Genomic DNA, 17,538 nt, shown 5'->3' with positions numbered 1-17,538 from the left:
CTGAGTTTCTGTAAGATGGCTTCTTTAAAGGCTCTTGAATGTCTTTGGTAATCCACTGGTTTTAACTTACCGCCCCCTGTCTATTTATAATATCAAATGAGGCGACAACTATCCTGACACAGGGGGAGCGACATTAATTGCTTCTCGGATTACAAACTGAACTGAACCACTATACTTTTTCTAATCCAATCGATTGGAGCTAGAGCAAACGTTCTAGCTTACTTTTGTCCAGAAATAAGTTACAGCTAGTATGATACTTTAATACTCAGTTGTCGCTTGATTCAGACTTGGCGTAGTACCAATTGGCAGTTTAATCCTAGCGTAATCAGGTTGAGGTTTTCTAATGTGGGATTGCCTTGATTCTCAATCAGCCCATACTTCTGACGACTCATACCAATCCGCATAGTCATGTGGCTTTGCTTCAATCCAAGCTTTTTTCGTCTATTTTTAATCTGCTGTAATAGGGTGTTCTTATTCATTGTTCTAATCGGCAGGCAATTTTTAGGTCGTTAGAGTGACCTAATTTTCCGATAAAGCTCGGAAGGTTATTTCTCCCTAAGACCTTTTTCATATGAGCTGATGTTACGTTTCTCTGTGTTTTCTATGTGCATATACTGATCAGTGAAATGGTTTATATCTATATTTAGATATAAAATATGATAGGTTTTAAGTGTTTGATATTTATATGTATTTTTTGTTTTCGTTTGAGTTTCATTTTCCCCGTGTTTTTAGTCCCCATCTGTAGCGGGTTACAGCGGCGTTTTGTCTTCGCTAAAATTTCACCGAGTCAGTAATCTAATGCAATAAGAGTGCAGGCAAGTAGTGTGGAGGCGAAGACAAAACCCAATGACTTACTTCTAACTCGTTGACTTTAGTGTGGTAAAATTGTCTGTCTTTAGCTGCTAAAACTGAAAGTAGCTGAAAGGTCGACTTTAAAGCGTTTTCATTTTCAATTGCAGCAAATGGTGAACAAATATGCTGGAAAGGCTTACGTTCAGCGGATAGATGTTTTTCTAAGTGCTTTGAAGTAGTTGATTGTTGATCCTGCAAGAGAAGAAAACTCTCCGAACGACAGAAGGAATAAATAAGCTTCAAAGCATAAAAACAAAGGTGAAAGAGCGATGGAACTTCGACAGTTTAGGTACTTTTTAAAGGTCGTTGAATGCGGCAGTTTAGGTAAGGCCGCCCTTGAGTTAGACGTCGGTACTTCTGCGTTAAGTCAGCAAATATCAAAATTGGAAAACGAACTTGCCACACGGCTACTTAACAGAACATCAACGGGCGCTCTTCCGACGAGTGCAGGCATTGCATTTATGCATCATGCTCAACTTGCCATAAGGCAAGCAGAGCAGGCAGCCATGGCGGCTCAAAAAGAGCGAACCAGTGGCTATGTCAGTATCGGCATGCCACCGACGACGGCTACCGTTCTTGCTCTCCCTCTAATTCGCGCAATGCGAGAGAACTATCCTCATATCCATCTTCATATAATAGAGATGCTATCTGGACATTTAGAAAATATGCTGAATACGCGACAGCTAGATTTAGCAATATTATTTCATAAAGAGACGGTTCATCGCTGGAGTACAAAAGCGTTACTTGATGAAGAGTTATTCCTCATCTCTTCACCAGAAGACTTGGATGCATCTGGCGGCTTGTCTCCCGTACATATCAAAAATTTAGCGGATATAAAGCTGATCATGCCAAGTGGGCAACATGGATTGCGAACCAGTTTGATGGCTGCTTTTGAGCGATACAATATTTACCCCAATATCATTATGGAAATTGATGGGCTTACGCTTCTAATGGACACGGTTCACCAAGGCTTTGGGGCAACCATTCAACCCGGAGCGGCTGCCGCTCGCTTTGGTAAAAACGGATTATCTATCCGTCGCATTGAAGATAACCAATTAATCCGTCGAAACTATCTGGTCAGTTTACCCGATGATGACCTTTCTCCGAGTGCGCTGGCGGCTCGTGCAACCATTATCAAGGTGGCCAAAGACTTAGTGAATAGCGGTATCTGGTCCGGAGCAAACTGGATCGGTTAGCATGAAAATAGGGTTTAATTTTTCTAAATACCTACCTGCAAAACCGCACTGTCGATGACTGCTTTCGCACAATAGTATTTCTCCGATACTGAAAAGCTATGCTGCTTCTCATGTAATAGGAGAGCTTATGATCGATGTTCTGGTTATTGGCGGTGGTAACGCCGCTCTGTGCGCCGCCCTGATGGCCCGTGAAGCGGGGGCTAGCGTCTTGTTGCTTGAGGCTTCACCACGTGAGTGGCGGGGTGGTAACTCTCAGCACACCCGAAACCTAAGGTGCATGCACGATGCCCCCCAAGATGTACTGGTTGACGCCTATCCAGAAGAAGAATTCTGGCAAGACCTGCTGAAGGTGACGGACGGCAAGACCAATGAAGAGCTGGCTCGATTGGTGATCCGAGAATCGTCCACCTGTCGGGATTGGATGCGTCAACACGGTGTTCATTTTCAACCGCCTCTTTCCGGTGCTCTGCATGTCGCACGGACTAATGCGTTTTTTATGGGGGGCGGAAAAGCTCTGGTTAACGCCTACTATCGAAGCGCTGAGCGGTTAGGTGTGCAAATCCGATATGAAACCCCTGTTGAAGATTTAGAAATCAAAGATGGACGGTTTGTCGCCGCATTGATTCCTGAGCGCCAAGTAAATGGCGTCCACCTTGCGGCGGAACGTATCGAAGCCAAAAGCTGCGTGTTAGCTGCGGGTGGATTCGAATCCAATCGAGATTGGTTACGCGAAGCTTGGGGGCAAAATGAACGGGGTGAATACCCGTCCGATAACTTTTTGATTCGTGGTACTCGTTTCAATACCGGAACATTACTCAAACGTATGCTCAGCCTCGGTGCTGACCGCATAGGAGACCCAACGCAAGCTCATATGGTCGCCATTGATGCTCGTGCTCCTTTATACGATGGCGGCATCTGTACACGTATCGACTGTGTATCCCTCGGTGTTGTGGTGAATAAAGAGGGGGAGCGTTTCTACGATGAGGGAGAAGATTTCTGGCCTAAGCGTTATGCAATATGGGGGCGCCTAGTGGCCCAACAGCCAGAGCAAATAGGTTTCTCAATCATAGACAGTAAAGCGGTTGGTCATTTCATGCCGCCAGTGTTTCCCGGCAGTAAAGCCGATTCATTAGAACAACTCGCTGATCAACTAGAGCTTCCCCGCGAGACCTTCTTGCGCACTCTTCAACGCTACAATAAAGCCTGTCGCTCCGGTTCTTTCGATCATACGAAATTGGATGATTGTGCGACAGAAGGAATCACACCCGCCAAAACTCACTGGGCTCGTCCTATCGATACGCCACCGTTTTACGGCTATGCCCTCAGGCCGGGAGTGACGTTTACTTATCTAGGGCTCAAGACGGATGCAACCGCAGCCGTACACTTTGCTAATCAACCGAGCAAAAACTTGTTTGTCGCAGGGGAGATGATGGCTGGAAACGTACTTGGTAAGGGTTATACCGCAGGTGTTGGTATGTCGATTGGCACCGCTTTTGGCCGCATCGCAGGCCACAATGCCGCCTTATCCTGCTTGGACAGACAGCCCGTTTAGATTGCCTGAATACATGACTAATAGAGAATAAGAGAATTTATCATGAGCGCCGAAAGTAACCTGATTCCGCTATTAAACACCGCCGAAGAAGACGTTAACCGACAGATGCAAATCTGTAATGCCTGTCGCTACTGTGAGGGCTTTTGTGCTGTTTTCCCTGCCATGACACAGCGCTTGGAGTTTAATAAAGCCGATATTCATTATCTAGCCAATTTGTGCCATAACTGCGGAGCTTGTTTGCATGCTTGCCAATACGCGGCGCCACATGAATTTGATGTCAATATACCTCGAGCTATGGCCAAAGTACGTCTGCAAACTTATATCGACTTCGCTTGGCCCAAAAAACTAGGCGCGCTATATCAGCGCAATGGCGTGACTCTCGCCTTGTCCAGTGGGTTGGCACTCTGCCTTTTTCTGATTCTCACCTTGTTAATACAGGGCAACCTCTTCACAAAAATTGAAGGGGGAAATTTTTACCATATATTCTCCCATAACACCCTAGTTGCCCTGTTTGGCTCAGTGTTTGTTTTTTCTTTTCTGGCATTGTTAGTGGGAGTCGTTCATTTCTGGCGAAAAGTGACGCCAAAAGAGGAGAAACGACAGCAAGAACCTTTACCTGCCATGCTACAAGCGGGTAAAGCGGCCTTAACACTTAAGTACTTAGATGGAGGTCATGGACAAGGGTGTAATAATGAAGATGATGCCTACACATTATCTCGTCGCCGTTTCCATCACTTGACCTTTTATGGCTTCATGCTCTGCTTTGCAGCCACCTCAGTGGCGACTCTTTACCACTATATTGGGTGGGAAGCGCCATATCCTGTCTTCAGTTTACCCGTCATGCTGGGAATCATCGGTGGCTTAGGCTTGCTGGTGGGGCCTGCGGGGCTACTTTACTTAAATTATAAGCGACATCCCGATCATGGGGATCAAGCTCAGCGTCCCATGGATCGTGCCTTCATCGTTCTGCTATTCATGATTAGCCTGACTGGTTTATTGCTGCTTTGCGTCAGAGAAACCACCTTGATGCCACTCATGCTTGCGCTGCATCTCGGCTTTGTCATGGCCTTCTTCCTGACAATGCCATACAGCAAATTCGCTCATGGTTTCTATCGTAGTGCCGCACTTTTTAAGTCATATCTTGAGCGTTTTAAAGAGAAAAAATCTCAGTGATAAAAACGGCTACGACAAAATCGCGAGGATAGAAAAACAAAGCTATCGGTTGCTTTGCTTGTAGACAACGAGCATTGGTACCGGTAGAAAAGGCGTAGTCAACAAACCTTCTTCAATGATTTTATTCAGGCTGAGGGCCTACATTGTTACGTTGCCCAAGGCGGTTTAGCCAATGGGCCAATGCATAAATGATTAGTAAGGCGATGATCAGTTCCACGGCGCGTAGGGCAATCGAATGTAAGCCAAAATCGTTACCGTTTTTTGCCACATAAAGTTGATAGGGAATCAAAAAGCCCATTAACGCGTCTGCATGAATCGCTCTGTCTCCCGCTTCAGAATAGTGACTCCAATATAAAATCAAATACACCAATAGGAAGGAGACAACAAAATAGGTGTATACATCCACTTCGGTACCGGAATAGATCAATGAAGCGATGACCGCTAAGCTGCAGCCTCCGACTTGGGCGAGAATCTTTTCAATCGCGTGTTGTTTCATGTGCGCGTGCGTTGGTTGCATGGCAGAGGTGATCAAAGGCACGAGGCAAAATACGGCGCTGGTGACTTCATTGATCATGATGAAGGCCAAGCCACCCCCGACCAATATCAGCATTTTTAGGCGATCTGTTCCATAGACGGGTTGGGGCACAACGACGGGCTTGGGAGGTTGTGCTTTTACTGGCATCAGATGATTGACCAAACTGGCGACTAATGCGGCTAAAAAGGCGCTTAGTACCACGTCGCGAATAATGTTCGGAATGGCTAAAATGTACCCAGAGCTGTTGCTATAGGTGGTAATAAAAATGATCATGAATAAAGGCAAGGTGGCCATGCGAATCCGTAGATTGTTATCCGCATGACGGCGCACATGATCAAAATACACGATGCAGCAGGTCCAGATAATAAAGGGGTGGTCAGCAAAGAGCTGGTTTACAAACACGGCCCCCACTGCCGCCGCTACAGAAGGCATTAAACGTTGTAATAGGTGTGTTAGATGTTTAGAAAAGCTGGTGGTCGCCACGACAATGGCGAAGAGCACCACGTAGACGCTGACATTTAAGTGCAGCATTTTACTCAGCATCAAGCACAGTACAATGATTAGCGTTTTACGAATCAGCTCGTACATTAATAGACGTACCTCATCCAGCTCAACATCGTCATCCAAATATCGGAAATATGATCCTTATCACGCACCATGACACTGGCTCGGCTACCTGCTACCAGCGGAGAGGGGGCATGATCTACCTGAATACGTACACGGATTTGTTGCTGTGGGCGAATCCAACGGGTTTCACTATCGACTTGTGCAAGTGAAGTGGCGCTTTCTGCTCCCGCTAATATTGCTGGGTCAATGGAGCTAATATGACCGTGAAACACGCGATTGGGATAGGCATCAAAGACAATGTTAACTTCACGATTGGGGGTTAAAACGGGTAAACCTTTTTCGGTAAAATCGGCGGCGAGCCAGAATTTTTTCCGGTTAATAATGTGTACCAGCGTTGAAGACGGCGTGACATACATGCCAGCTTGATAGGCTAAATTCGTCACTACACCAGGTTCAGCGGTGATAATCTTGGTATGGTCTAGATTGCGTTGCGCTATCTGTAAGGTGGCTTGTGCCGCTTGCACGTTAGCCGCCGCGCTTTGCTCGTTGGCTGTGGCTTCATCCAATTTTTCTTTGCTGGTCAAAGACGATTTATTCAAGGTCGCTATTCGTTTTAAGTACAGCTTAGTTTGCTGCCATTGGCTTTGTGCTTGATGGAGGTTGGCTCGGGCTTTGTTGACAGCCAGCTGATATTGGCTGGGATCTAGTTGAAATAAGGTTTGTCCAGCGCTAACTGATTCGCCTTCTTTTACCAAGACTTTTTCAATGTTGCCTGAAACTTGAGGAGATAAATTTAAGATCGAGGTTTTGACTCTGGCCAGCGTGGTGAAAGGGATATCGTTATCACTGATTACCAAAAAGACGCTGAAACCAATCGCTAATATCAGGACAAAAGAGGTTAGATAAGCATAAATATCGCGTTTCATATAAGGGCCTGTGTGAAATAAAAATCCCCTCGCATGTTGGCTATACCGTAAACAGGCGAGGGGGATTACGCTGCGTATGACGTCAAGCGCCAGCGTCTACCATTGCTTGATGTTAGCTGTTAAAGAACGCTTCTAGATCAGCCATCTTATCTGCGTATGGGGCTCGTAAACGTAAGTTTGACGTGCCTTGTTCGCTTTGCGTGACGACTGGTTTCGCATGGGAAAATTGGCGAAAACCATGAATGCCGTGATACGCGCCCATACCTGAGGGTCCTACACCGCCGAATGGCAGTTCATCAATGGAAACGTGGGTCATGACATCGTTAATGACTAAGGCGCCGGAGGTTGTTTGCTGGGCAAATCTCTCTTGGGCTGCGGTGTCTTCATTAAAGTAATAGGCTGCCAAAGGTCTTGGATGCGCATTGATGTAGTGAACGGCATCGCTTTCTTCTTGATAAAGGCGAATTGGCAACAGTGGGCCAAAGATCTCTTCTTGCATAATGGCCATGTCATCGGTCGCACCAAGCACTAAATGCGGTGCGATTTTACGGCTATTCGCCTCGTATGCTGGCTCATTTTCTGCGCCTAGATTGACCACTTCGGCGCCTTTTTGGCGGGCATCTTCTAGCAAATTCACTAATCGTTGGTAATGACGCTCATTAATAATGGCAGTGTAATCAGGGTTTTTCTGAATGGTTGGGAAAGTACGTGCCATAAAGTCGATAGACAAATCTTTGAATGCCTGACGCTGATCTTCATGCAGTAAAACATAGTCTGGTGACAAGCAAATTTGCCCAGAATTAAAGGTTTTAATGGTTAGTGTGCGCTCTACGGCTTTGGTTAGGTCTGCTTGCTTCGCCACCATTACAGGGGATTTACCCCCTAATTCTAGGGTGACAGGCACTAAGTTTTCCGCTGCGGCGCGCATAACGTGTTTGCCCACTGCGGTGCTGCCGGTGAACACCAAATGATCGAAGGGTAAGCCACTAAACGCTTGACCCACATCGGCGTCCCCTAATACGACAGTTAACTCGTCATAGCTAAAGTAACGACCTACCAATTCAGCCAATAACTCAGAGGTCTTGGGGGTTAATTCAGACGGTTTGAGCATGGCGGTATTACCCGCAGCAAAAATACCGGCTAAAGGGCCAAAGGCTAGATTGATTGGAAAGTTCCACGGGCTGATGACACCAATGACACCTAAGGGCTGAAATTGAATTTCTGTGCGCATTTCTGGGTCGGGCGCCGTGGTTTGTTCTGCTTGCATCCAGCTGTCTAGGTTGTCGATGGCATGTTGTAACAGGCCGCAGCTAGTGGCTAGGTCTGCAATGGTGGTCTGGTAAGCGCTGCGATGACCAAAGTCTTCATTCATCGCATTAACCAGTGCTTTATGGTTATCACGAATCAGTTTTAAGCTACGTTGTAAGCGGTCTTTACGCAACTGAGCGGATGCAGGGCCTGCGTTTAATTGCTGGCGTTTCATACTGTTAAGAACCGTCTCAAGCTCGCTTTTGATTGTATCTTTTGACATACATCCCCCTTCATTTGGGTTGCTTGTTTTTGATGGAGGCATGGTAGAGGTGATTGTGGTCTAAGGGGTAACAATGTTATTTTGCATGGGGTATAAATAAATTTATGGGGTGGTAAATGTCATTACCGAGAATGCGAACCTTTATGGAGGTGTTTCGTCAGCGTTCGATCAGTGGTGCAGCGCGCTCATTGAATTTAACGCAGCCTGCCGTGTCACAACACATTGCAGGCTTGGAAGTCGCTATTGGTCGGCCTTTGTTTGAGCGTTCACCCACTGGGGTTGAGCCCACGTCCGCTGCCATAGAGTTGGCGATGGATATCGGTGACAAATTGGATGCCGTCGAAGCCGCTTTGGCCTCGGCGCGAGCCCGATCCATGGACATTTCAGGCGTGCTGCAAATTGTTGGTCATGCGGATTTTATGGCCGAAATTCTCAGTGAGCGGTTATTGCCTTTGTTAGAGGATGGCGTGAAAGTACGCATGCACACGGGCAATGGCAATATGGTGTCCAGTATGTTGCTAGAAGGTCACTGTGATTTGGGCATTTCAGCTCACCCTGTGATAGATAGTCGCCTAAAAAGCGAACGAATTTATACCAGTCGAGTATTGCCAGTCGCCTCACCACAGGTTGCTGCGCGCTTAACATCGGCGCCGGACTTCGCCTCAGCTATACGCGCCGAGCCTTTATTGGCTTACAACTTGGAATTGTCCTTGGTGGATTCATGGTTACAGAAAAACCATATTAGTATCGAAGGATTGGTGCCAGCGATGGTCGGCCAAGATTTACGTGCCCAACGTAAGTTACTGTCTCAAGGGTTTGGTTGGTCGGTCATGCCAGAGTTTTTATGCCAAGAGCAAATTCTCAGCGGCCAATTAATGGAAATTCCCTCTCCCGTTGGGACGCGTGATATTCAATATTTTTTAATTTGGCTACCCAGCGCTTTACGCCAAGTGCGCGTCGCGCATGCAAGACAAGCTCTACTTACGCCACTGCGAGAACCGTCATCGCCCAGTCGATAAAGCAAATATCTGAGGTGTAGGAGCAGCTTATGATTCGGTTGCTAGTCTACGCCCAGATTTTCTTCTTCTTTACTTTTATCCAATCTGTCGTATTTTTCAAATAAATGTTGTGCAGCGTAAATGTTTAGTCAATTAACATTTTTTCTATTTATTTTATAAACTAAACGTTTAGTATCTTAATTGTACGTAGCACAATATGAGGTCTTGCTAATGATTAACACTGACAAAAAAGTTTGGTTTATTACTGGCGCTTCTCGAGGGCTGGGCAAAGAGATAGTCGTGGCGGCTCTGGAAGCCGGTGACTCGGTCGTTGCTGGTGTTCGTAATATAACCAAGGCCAATGACCTGCCTAAGAATGATCAATTGATAGTTGTTCAGCTTGATGTCACGCAACAAGCTCAAGCGCAAAAGGCAGTTGAAACCGCTATGAATCACTTTGGTCGCATTGATGTGGTGATCAATAATGCTGGCTATGGTCTCCTCGGCGCGGTGGAAGAAACTTCCGCTGAGCAAGTTCGCGATATCTTTGCCACCAATGTTGAAGGCCCACTCAATGTTATCAGAGCGGCTTTACCTATCCTGCGACAGCAAAGTAGCGGGCACATTATCAATATTTCCTCTCTTGGGGGCTTTGCTGCCTCTGCTGGAAATGGGGTTTATGGTGCGTCAAAGTTTGCGATTGAAGGTATATCGGAAGCCCTCGAAAAAGAAGTTAAGCACTGTGGTATTAAGGTAACGCTTATCGAGCCAGGCATGTTTAGAACGGAGTTTTTGAGTGGAAAGTCTATTCAAATCGCGGCAAAGCAATTTACTGAATACGACCGTGTTATTAATCGAAACAGAGCCAAAGAAGCCCATGGTTCTCAATTAGGAGACCCTAAAAAAGCCGCAGCCGTTATAAGAGAAGTTGTCTCCTTAGCTTCTCCACCATTAAGGCTTCCACTGGGTGAGGATGCCGTAAAAAGAGTTCGAGATAAGCTTAACTACGTTGAGCAAGAGCTTGAGTTATATCGTTCAATGAGTTTATCCACGAACTTTGAGCAGAATTTATAGATTTTGTTTTTTTATGCTTCTTTTTTCTTCTGAATTACTTAAATGATATAGAAAGTAATAAACTCTGTGTTTCATAAATTGTTTTTATCTGGTTTTAAATTTTTGGTCGTATCTTTTTAATATAAAGTAGAGTTCAATTAAGAGGTGATATATGAAAAAGTTAAATGATTTGTTCTTATTAACCGAAGAAGAAATTGACTTGCTTCCTAATGAGGAAGATGTTTTATTTTACAAAGAACATGGGTTTTATACATCTAAAAAACTACTTTCTGATGATGAGATTGATCAGTTATTAGAGGCTTCCGATGAGTTTTATAAAGGTAAAAAAGACCATGAAATTCCAATTGTACCTAAAGGTGCTACATACTGGAGGCCAGGGGATAAAGATAATCTAAGGCAAAATTGTTATATAACACGTGAGTCAGAGGTATTTAGAAAAATTTTGACAAAGCCTATAATCGGAGCTGTAGCAGCAAAACTCGCTTGTAGTGAAGAGTCAAGACTTTTTGTTGATGTATTACGATATAAATCCACTAAAGTTAGTGAAGGTACAACAATAGGATGGCATATTGACCGACATTATTGGCAGATGTTTACATCAGATGAGATGTTAACTGCTTTTATACCATTGCATGATTGCTTCGAAGAACATGGCACAATTATTATGATTGATGGAAGTAATAAATGGACAGAAGAGGCAAATCCTGATGATTCAACGGCATTGCACTTTGCAGATCGCGATGTCTCCGACCTTGAAAAACGTCTATATGCAGAAGCGGCTGCAAATGGAGCCAATGTTAAAAAGGTACCTATTAATCTAAAAAAGGGACAAATTAATTTTCATAATAGTATGACCTATCATGGCAGTTTACCAAATACGAGTGGTCGTCCCCGTCAGTCAGTTTCTTTACATATTCAAGATAAAAAGAATAATTATCGGCGTCACTACCTTGATAATGGAAATGTTGCAGCTCATCATACTGAGCAACTGTGTTCAAGAAACGAAGATGGCACTCCAAACTATAAAGATTTAGATTATTTTCCTCTTCTATGGCGTGAAAAAAATCAATTTTCAGATATATGATAAATTATATATTCAGCATGGTACATTTTACATAGTGTTGGTGCCATGCTGCTTTCAAATTATTTCAGTTTTGGGGTAGGGATGATGCTTAAATCAATAACTTATAATAATCAAGTTTTTACTATTTATTTGATTCTAATAAGTTTTTTTGGGATGATGAATACGGATATTTTCTTGCCTTGTGTTAATTTAATGTCTGTTGATTTGGGTGTTTCTACTGGAGATCTACAATATATATTTCTGTCATACTTTTTGGGTGTAGGTATCTCTCAGTTCTTCTGCGGATCTATTTCTGATTGTAATGGTAGAAGATCAATTACTTTGTCTGCATTGTTTTTAACATCCGTGGGCTCTATTTTGTGTAGCTTTTCAACCTCTCTAGAAGTGTTAATTTTAGGGCGGTTTTTCTTAGGCCTTGGTGCTGGTGTTTTGATATTTATATGGAGGGCCATTGCTTATGATGTTTTGGATAAAGAAAATGCATTTCATATGATTGCTAATGTTTCTCCTGCAATTGTCTTGTCACCGGCAATCTCTCCTGTTTTGGGTGGCTTTATTTTACATGTCTCAAACTGGCACTTTGTTTTTGCTTTTGTTAGTGCCTTTTCAATTTTTTTGTTTCTTATTACTTTTTTCTTTCTTCCAGAGACTATTGATGAGAAAACACATGGCTTTTCTATTTTTATGGTTTTTGGTTCTGCTAAAAAACTACTTCTATCTAATAAATTTTTAATTATGTCTTTAGGTCTTTGTGTTGTATATGCAGGTTATTTTCTTTATATAGTACAATCTCCATTTATTTTTCATGAGCTAGGCTATACTTCTTTTGATGTATCTTTGTTTTATATTCCTGTTGCTGTTAGTTATTTTTTGGGATCTAGAGTTACCAAGGTTTTTTTGTATAAAGTTCATAAAAAGATGTTGATTTTTTTTGGGGCTTTTTTGTTTTTTTTAGGTGGGGGTTGTTTAATAGTTTTTTGTTCTTCTGAAAAAGTTAACTCCGCATATTTCTTTATTTCTGCTTTTTGCCTTTTAGCTATAGGTAATGGAATTACTCTTACTGTAGGTTCGGCTGAGGTTATGTCTATTTTTTCGAAAAGTCTAAATGCTTCAGTTTCATCATTGCTAGGTTTTATGCAATCATTATCAACAGTCCTAATCGTTTATTTTATATCTAGTCTAAATGATAATTTTTCTTATGAATCTGGATTGTTGTTTTTATATATTGCTTGTGTTCTTGCTGTTCTTGGATGGGTTTTAATTGTTAGGTTTAAATATGTCTTTGATAAATGACAGTTTTCAATATTTTAACTTTAATTTCTATGGTGAGTTAGGTATGTATAAAAATATTACAGTTGTTGGGTCAGGTGTGATTGGAGCTGCTTGGGTTACTTTTTTTTTATCGAGAGGGTTAAATGTTACGGTAACAGATATTTATGAAGAGTCATATAAGAAACTGAAAAAAACAGTCAGCCATCAATGGGAATTTTTAAAGGGAAATGGTTTAAGTGATAATGTAAATCTAGATAAATTAGTTTTTTCTTGTGATTTGGAAAAGGCTTCCCGAGATGCTGATTTCATACAAGAGTGTGGGCCAGAGAGTTTAAAAATAAAACATGAACTATTTCGAAAATTAGATACCTATACCCCTCCCTCTGTTCCTTTGGTAAGTAGTTCATCAGGGATTCTTGCTTCAAACATACAGACTGCTTGTAATAATCCTGAGCGAGTTCTTGTTGGGCATCCTTTTAACCCCACTTATCTTATACCTCTTGTAGAAGTTGTCGGAGGAAAGCTTACTTCTAAGACTATTATTAATAATGTTATGAGCTTTTATTCTAGTATAGGCAAGAAGCCTATACATGTTAAAAAAGAGATGAAAGGTCATATCGCAAATCGCTTACAAGCAGCTTTGTGGAAAGAAGCCTATGGTCTCATTGAGCATGAAGTCGCTAGTGTCGAAGATATTGATGCCGCTATTTCTAATGGGCCTGGTCTACGTTGGGCTTTGCTTGGTCCGTTTGTTAACCAACAATTATCGGGAGGTGGGGGAGGAATGAAGCATTTATTGGATCATTTAGGGCCTCCGATGGATGAATGGTGGCAGGACTTATATCCTACTCGTTTAACGGAGAAAGTAATTGATGTTGTTACAAGAGGAGTTGATGAAAAAACTCATGAATGGGATATGGGTCAGTTAGCAAAAACGAGGGATGAGCTTTTAATTGAGATTTTAAATATGAAAAATAAGCACCATAACTTTAACTAAAGGATGTATTCTAAAAATTCTAACCTTTTGATTTTATAGAGTTATGATTGTGCTTTATGTTACTGGTTTACATGTTTTTCTTGGTTTAATGGCAAAAAAACGCAGCCGTTATAAGAGAGGTTGTCTCCTTAGCCTCTCCACCATTAAGGCTTCCATTGGGGGAGGATGCCGCTAAAAGAGTTCGAGATAAGCTTAACTACGTTGAGCAAGAGCTTGAGTTGTATCGTTCAATGAGTTTATCGACAAATATTGAGTAGAGTTTATATATGAATAAAAGTGACGCGCCTAATCGCGGGCGTCCCCGTAGTGAGCAATCAAGGCAAGCCATTTTAACTGCTGCACTGGCTCTCACAGGCCATGAAACCTTGCGAAGTATCACGGCCGATGCCATCGCCAAAGAGGCTGGCGTTAGTAAGGCGACGCTCTATAAATGGTGGCCAAATAAGGTGGCAATATGTCTTGACGCGTTTTCTGAGCTCATGGCAAAAGAGGTCACCATACCGAATCATCACTCTATCCGTTTGGATTTTATCGAAGAGCTACAAGCAATGATTCGTTTCTATTCATCGGATCAGGGGCGTCTTTTCAGAGAGTTCATTGCTGAAAGCCAATATGACCGCCAGATACAGCAAGAATTTCGAGCCCGATTTCTAGAAGGTAGACGAAAAGCCTGCAAAGTCATTTGGGAGAGAGCCGTTCAGCGGGGTGAAGTCAATGAACAAATCGATGTCGACATCGCGATGGATCTTATCTACGGACCGGCTATTTTTCGGTTGTTTACCAATCATGCTCCCCTTAATCGTTCAATAGCAGAGCAAATAGTCGATGCTGTGTTTTATGGCATTAAACGCTAGGGCAGTAGCCCAATGGCCATGTTTTGCTTATAACTTATTGAATAAAATCTATTTTTCTATATCGCGTTAATGGCATATGTTTGTCTTATCTATTCTATGGTTTTTCGGCAACTTGGCCTCATTCTGGCTTTTGCTTAAATGACAGTAAATTCCCCCTAAATTTATACGGTCTTGGTGTTGAAAGGTCAGAAGCTGGCCCCATATACCCAGCACAGAGAGAGAATTGTTTCTGTTATTTGGAGTAAATAATGAGTGATCAGCAAAAAAATCCTAATCTAGAAGCGGAGCAAGATTTGAAAAGCGAAGCGCAAAACGAAGCCGTAGAAGACATTTTAGAGCCTGAAGCAGAGGTTCTAGAAGCCGAGCCAGAAAATGATGAACTGGCTAAAGCGTTAGAAGAGGTCGCTCAGTACAAAGAAGCGGCTCTTCGTGCTCAAGCCGATGCGCAGAATATTCGCCGTCGTGCCGAGCAAGATGTAGAAAAAGCGCACAAGTTTGGCTTAGAAAAATTTGCCAAATCTATCGTCAATGTGGCGGATAACCTAGAGCGCGCTTTGGCATCAGCACCAGCAACAGGTGAGTCTGATCCGGTACGCGAAGGTGTCGAGCTTACATTGAAAGATTTGCTTGAAACGTTGGCGCGTTTTGAAGTTAAGCCAGTTGACCCACATGGCGAACCCTTCAATCCGGAGTTGCATCAAGCCATGACTATGGTGCCAAATCCTGACTTAGAGCCCAACACAGTAATGGATGTTGTTCAGAAAGGTTACACGCTAAATGGCCGCTTATTGCGCCCGGCTATGGTGGTTGTTTCAAGCGCAGCATAAAAACTGTCATTTTTTTGACACTGGCCGCTTGAAAAGCTCAAAAGTGTACCCAAATACAGAATTATCATCGTCATAAACGAATTTATTGGAGATACAAACCATGGGTAAAATCATAGGTATTGACTTAGGTACTACGAACTCTTGTGTTGCCGTCCTTGATGGCGAAAAATCTCGTGTTATTGAAAATGCTGAAGGCGATCGTACCACCCCTTCCATTGTTGCCTTTACTGAAGACGGCGAAATCTTGGTAGGTCAATCTGCGAAACGCCAAGCTGTTACTAACCCTACCAACACTTTGTTTGCGGTTAAGCGTCTGATTGGTCGTCGCTTTGAAGACAAAGTTGTGCAAAAAGACATCTCTATGGTGCCTTACAAAATCATTAGCGCCGACAATGGCGACGCTTGGGTTGAGGTAAAAGGCGATAAGAAAGCGCCACCACAAATCTCTGCTGAAGTTCTTAAGAAAATGAAGAAAACAGCGGAAGACTACTTGGGTGAGAAAGTAACCGAAGCCGTTATCACCGTTCCTGCTTACTTTAACGACTCTCAGCGTCAAGCAACAAAAGATGCTGGTAAAATTGCAGGCCTGGAAGTAAAACGTATTATCAACGAACCAACTGCTGCGGCATTGGCTTACGGTCTAGATAAAAGCTCAGGAGATTCTACTATCGCGGTTTATGACCTTGGTGGTGGTACATTCGATATCTCTATCATCGAAATCGCGGATGTAGATGGTGAGAAACAATTCGAAGTATTGTCTACTAACGGTGATACGTTCCTAGGTGGTGAAGACTTCGATATGCGTGTTATCGAGTTCTTAGCAGCTGAGTTTAAGAAAGACACTGGTATCGATCTACACAACGATCCACTTGCGCTACAACGTTTGAAAGAAGCCGGTGAAAAAGCGAAAGTTGAGTTGTCTTCTTCTTCTCAAACAGAAGTGAATTTGCCATATATCACTGCGGATGCCTCTGGTCCTAAACACTTGAACGTGAAATTGACTCGCTCTAAATTAGAGTCTTTGGTTGAAGAGCTTGTGATGAACTCTCTTGAGCCTTGCCGTCAAGCGCTTAAAGATGCCGACCTTTCTGCTTCTGACATCGACGAAGTCATCTTGGTAGGTGGTCAAACTCGTATGCCTTTGGTACAAGCGAAAGTATCTGAGTTTTTTGGAAAAGAGCCACGTAAAGATGTGAACCCTGACGAAGCGGTTGCCATTGGTGCTTCTATCCAAGGTGCGGTATTGGCAGGTGACGTAAAAGACGTATTGCTTCTAGACGTAACACCTCTGTCTCTTGGTATCGAGACAATGGGTGGTGTGATGACACCGTTGATCGAGAAAAACACGACGATTCCAACGAAGAAATCACAAACCTTCTCAACCGCTGAGGATAATCAAAACGCAGTGACGATCCATGCGTTGCAAGGTGAGCGTAAACAAGCGGCTCAGAACAAATCTCTAGGTCGTTTCGACTTGGCAGACATTCCACCTGCACCACGTGGTGTGCCTCAAATTGAAGTAAGCTTCGATATTGATGCCAACGGTATCTTGAGTGTCTCTGCGAAAGATAAAGCGACAGGTAAAGAGCAGTCTATCGTCATCAAAGCCTCTTCTGGTTTGAGCGATGAAGAAGTGGAAAAAATGGTTCAGGATGCAGAAGCAAACGCGGAAGAAGATCGCAAGTTCGAAGAGCTTGTACAAGTTCGCAACACTGCTGATGGCATGATCCACGCGACTCGTAAAACGTTGACTGATGCAGGTGATAAAGCAACTGCTGAAGAGAAAGAAGCGATTGAAAAAGCAATTACCGAACTGGAAGAAGCGCTGACTTCTAACGACAAAGAGAAGATCGAAGAGAAAACCAACGCGTTGACTCAAGCATCTGGTACTTTGGCTCAGAAGATGTATGCCGAAGCTGAAGGCGCTCAAGCTGGTGCTCAGCCAGGTGCTGAAGAAGCCGCTTCTGGTAAAACTCAGGACGACGCAGTAGATGCTGAGTTCGAAGAAGTAAAAGAAGAGAAAAAATAAGCCGTAACGCTTGTTTTTGTTGCCTTACTTCTAGGGTGCATATGGCGGAACACGGTTTTAGGACCGTGTTT

General features: G+C 43.4%; 15 protein-coding genes. 11 read left to right on the top strand and 4 right to left on the bottom strand.

What is annotated here, in order from left to right:
* Positions 1–281: 281 nt before the first annotated feature.
* The gene (locus MSP8886_RS18285) at positions 282–479 is read right to left on the bottom strand and encodes a helix-turn-helix domain-containing protein (RefSeq protein WP_067019262.1); all 198 of its coding nucleotides are present in this window, start codon (positions 477–479) and stop codon (positions 282–284) included.
* Between the two features lie 642 nt (positions 480–1,121).
* Between MSP8886_RS18285 and MSP8886_RS18275 the strand changes: the two genes are divergently transcribed.
* From MSP8886_RS18275 to tcuB, 3 genes are all read left to right on the top strand, one after another.
* Positions 1,122–2,048, top strand: a complete 927-nt coding sequence (locus MSP8886_RS18275) for a LysR family transcriptional regulator (protein ID WP_067019256.1) — start codon at positions 1,122–1,124, stop codon at positions 2,046–2,048.
* Positions 2,049–2,175: 127 nt separating this feature from the next.
* The gene (gene tcuA / locus MSP8886_RS18270; RefSeq protein WP_067019253.1) at positions 2,176–3,600 is read left to right on the top strand and encodes an FAD-dependent tricarballylate dehydrogenase TcuA; all 1,425 of its coding nucleotides are present in this window, start codon (positions 2,176–2,178) and stop codon (positions 3,598–3,600) included.
* 42 nt (positions 3,601–3,642) lie between these two features.
* Positions 3,643–4,773, top strand: a complete 1,131-nt coding sequence (gene tcuB, locus MSP8886_RS18265) for a tricarballylate utilization 4Fe-4S protein TcuB (RefSeq protein ID WP_083201026.1) — start codon at positions 3,643–3,645, stop codon at positions 4,771–4,773.
* Between the two features lie 121 nt (positions 4,774–4,894).
* Here the strand turns inward: tcuB and MSP8886_RS18260 are convergent, their stop codons facing one another.
* The 3 genes from MSP8886_RS18260 to MSP8886_RS18250 all read right to left on the bottom strand — a co-directional run bounded on the left by MSP8886_RS18260 (position 4,895) and on the right by MSP8886_RS18250 (position 8,332).
* Positions 4,895–5,935, bottom strand: a complete 1,041-nt coding sequence (locus MSP8886_RS18260) for a DUF2955 domain-containing protein (protein WP_139063180.1) — start codon at positions 5,933–5,935, stop codon at positions 4,895–4,897.
* Positions 5,896–6,801 carry an efflux RND transporter periplasmic adaptor subunit gene (locus tag MSP8886_RS18255; protein WP_067019244.1) on the bottom strand — a complete coding sequence of 302 codons (906 nt, stop codon included), beginning with the start codon at positions 6,799–6,801 and terminating at the stop codon, positions 5,896–5,898. Before MSP8886_RS18255 ends, MSP8886_RS18260 begins: the two co-directional genes overlap by 40 nt.
* A gap of 112 nt (positions 6,802–6,913) precedes the next feature.
* Positions 6,914–8,332 (bottom strand): coniferyl aldehyde dehydrogenase, encoded by a 1,419-nt coding sequence (locus tag MSP8886_RS18250; protein WP_067019241.1) that lies wholly within the window; start codon positions 8,330–8,332, stop codon positions 6,914–6,916.
* 116 nt (positions 8,333–8,448) lie between these two features.
* Between MSP8886_RS18250 and MSP8886_RS18245 the strand changes: the two genes are divergently transcribed.
* The 8 genes from MSP8886_RS18245 (at position 8,449) to dnaK (ending at position 17,467) form a co-directional block, all read left to right on the top strand.
* Complete coding sequence (locus MSP8886_RS18245; protein WP_067019238.1) at positions 8,449–9,351, top strand: LysR family transcriptional regulator; 903 nt, start codon at positions 8,449–8,451, stop codon at positions 9,349–9,351.
* A gap of 210 nt (positions 9,352–9,561) precedes the next feature.
* Positions 9,562–10,404, top strand: coding sequence for an oxidoreductase (locus MSP8886_RS18240; protein WP_067019236.1), 843 nt, complete (start codon positions 9,562–9,564; stop codon positions 10,402–10,404).
* Between the two features lie 151 nt (positions 10,405–10,555).
* A complete protein-coding gene (locus tag MSP8886_RS18235) occupies positions 10,556–11,488 on the top strand; it encodes a phytanoyl-CoA dioxygenase family protein (protein ID WP_067019233.1) in 933 nt (310 codons plus the stop codon).
* Positions 11,489–11,533: 45 nt separating this feature from the next.
* Positions 11,534–12,781: an MFS transporter gene (locus MSP8886_RS18230; protein ID WP_083201025.1), complete on the top strand. Its 1,248-nt coding sequence runs from the start codon at positions 11,534–11,536 to the stop codon at positions 12,779–12,781.
* The gene (locus MSP8886_RS18225; RefSeq protein ID WP_083201024.1) at positions 12,765–13,757 is read left to right on the top strand and encodes a 3-hydroxyacyl-CoA dehydrogenase NAD-binding domain-containing protein; all 993 of its coding nucleotides are present in this window, start codon (positions 12,765–12,767) and stop codon (positions 13,755–13,757) included. The genes MSP8886_RS18230 and MSP8886_RS18225 overlap by 17 nt, the downstream gene beginning before the upstream one ends.
* Positions 13,758–14,023: 266 nt before the next feature.
* On the top strand, positions 14,024–14,611 hold the full coding sequence (locus MSP8886_RS18220; protein ID WP_067019227.1) for a TetR/AcrR family transcriptional regulator: 588 nt from the start codon (positions 14,024–14,026) through the stop codon (positions 14,609–14,611).
* A 248-nt stretch (positions 14,612–14,859) separates the two neighbouring features.
* Entirely contained in the window at positions 14,860–15,438 is a 579-nt protein-coding gene (gene grpE, locus MSP8886_RS18215) for a nucleotide exchange factor GrpE (RefSeq protein WP_067019225.1), read from the top strand.
* A gap of 100 nt (positions 15,439–15,538) precedes the next feature.
* Positions 15,539–17,467 (top strand): molecular chaperone DnaK, encoded by a 1,929-nt coding sequence (gene dnaK / locus MSP8886_RS18210; RefSeq protein ID WP_067019222.1) that lies wholly within the window; start codon positions 15,539–15,541, stop codon positions 17,465–17,467.
* Positions 17,468–17,538: the final 71 nt, after the last annotated feature.

This window comes from Marinomonas spartinae, assembly GCF_900089775.1.
GTDB lineage: Bacteria > Pseudomonadota > Gammaproteobacteria > Pseudomonadales > Marinomonadaceae > Marinomonas > Marinomonas spartinae.
Note: the sequence above shows the minus strand (reverse complement) of the source record. Positions and strands in the feature narration are given on the sequence as shown.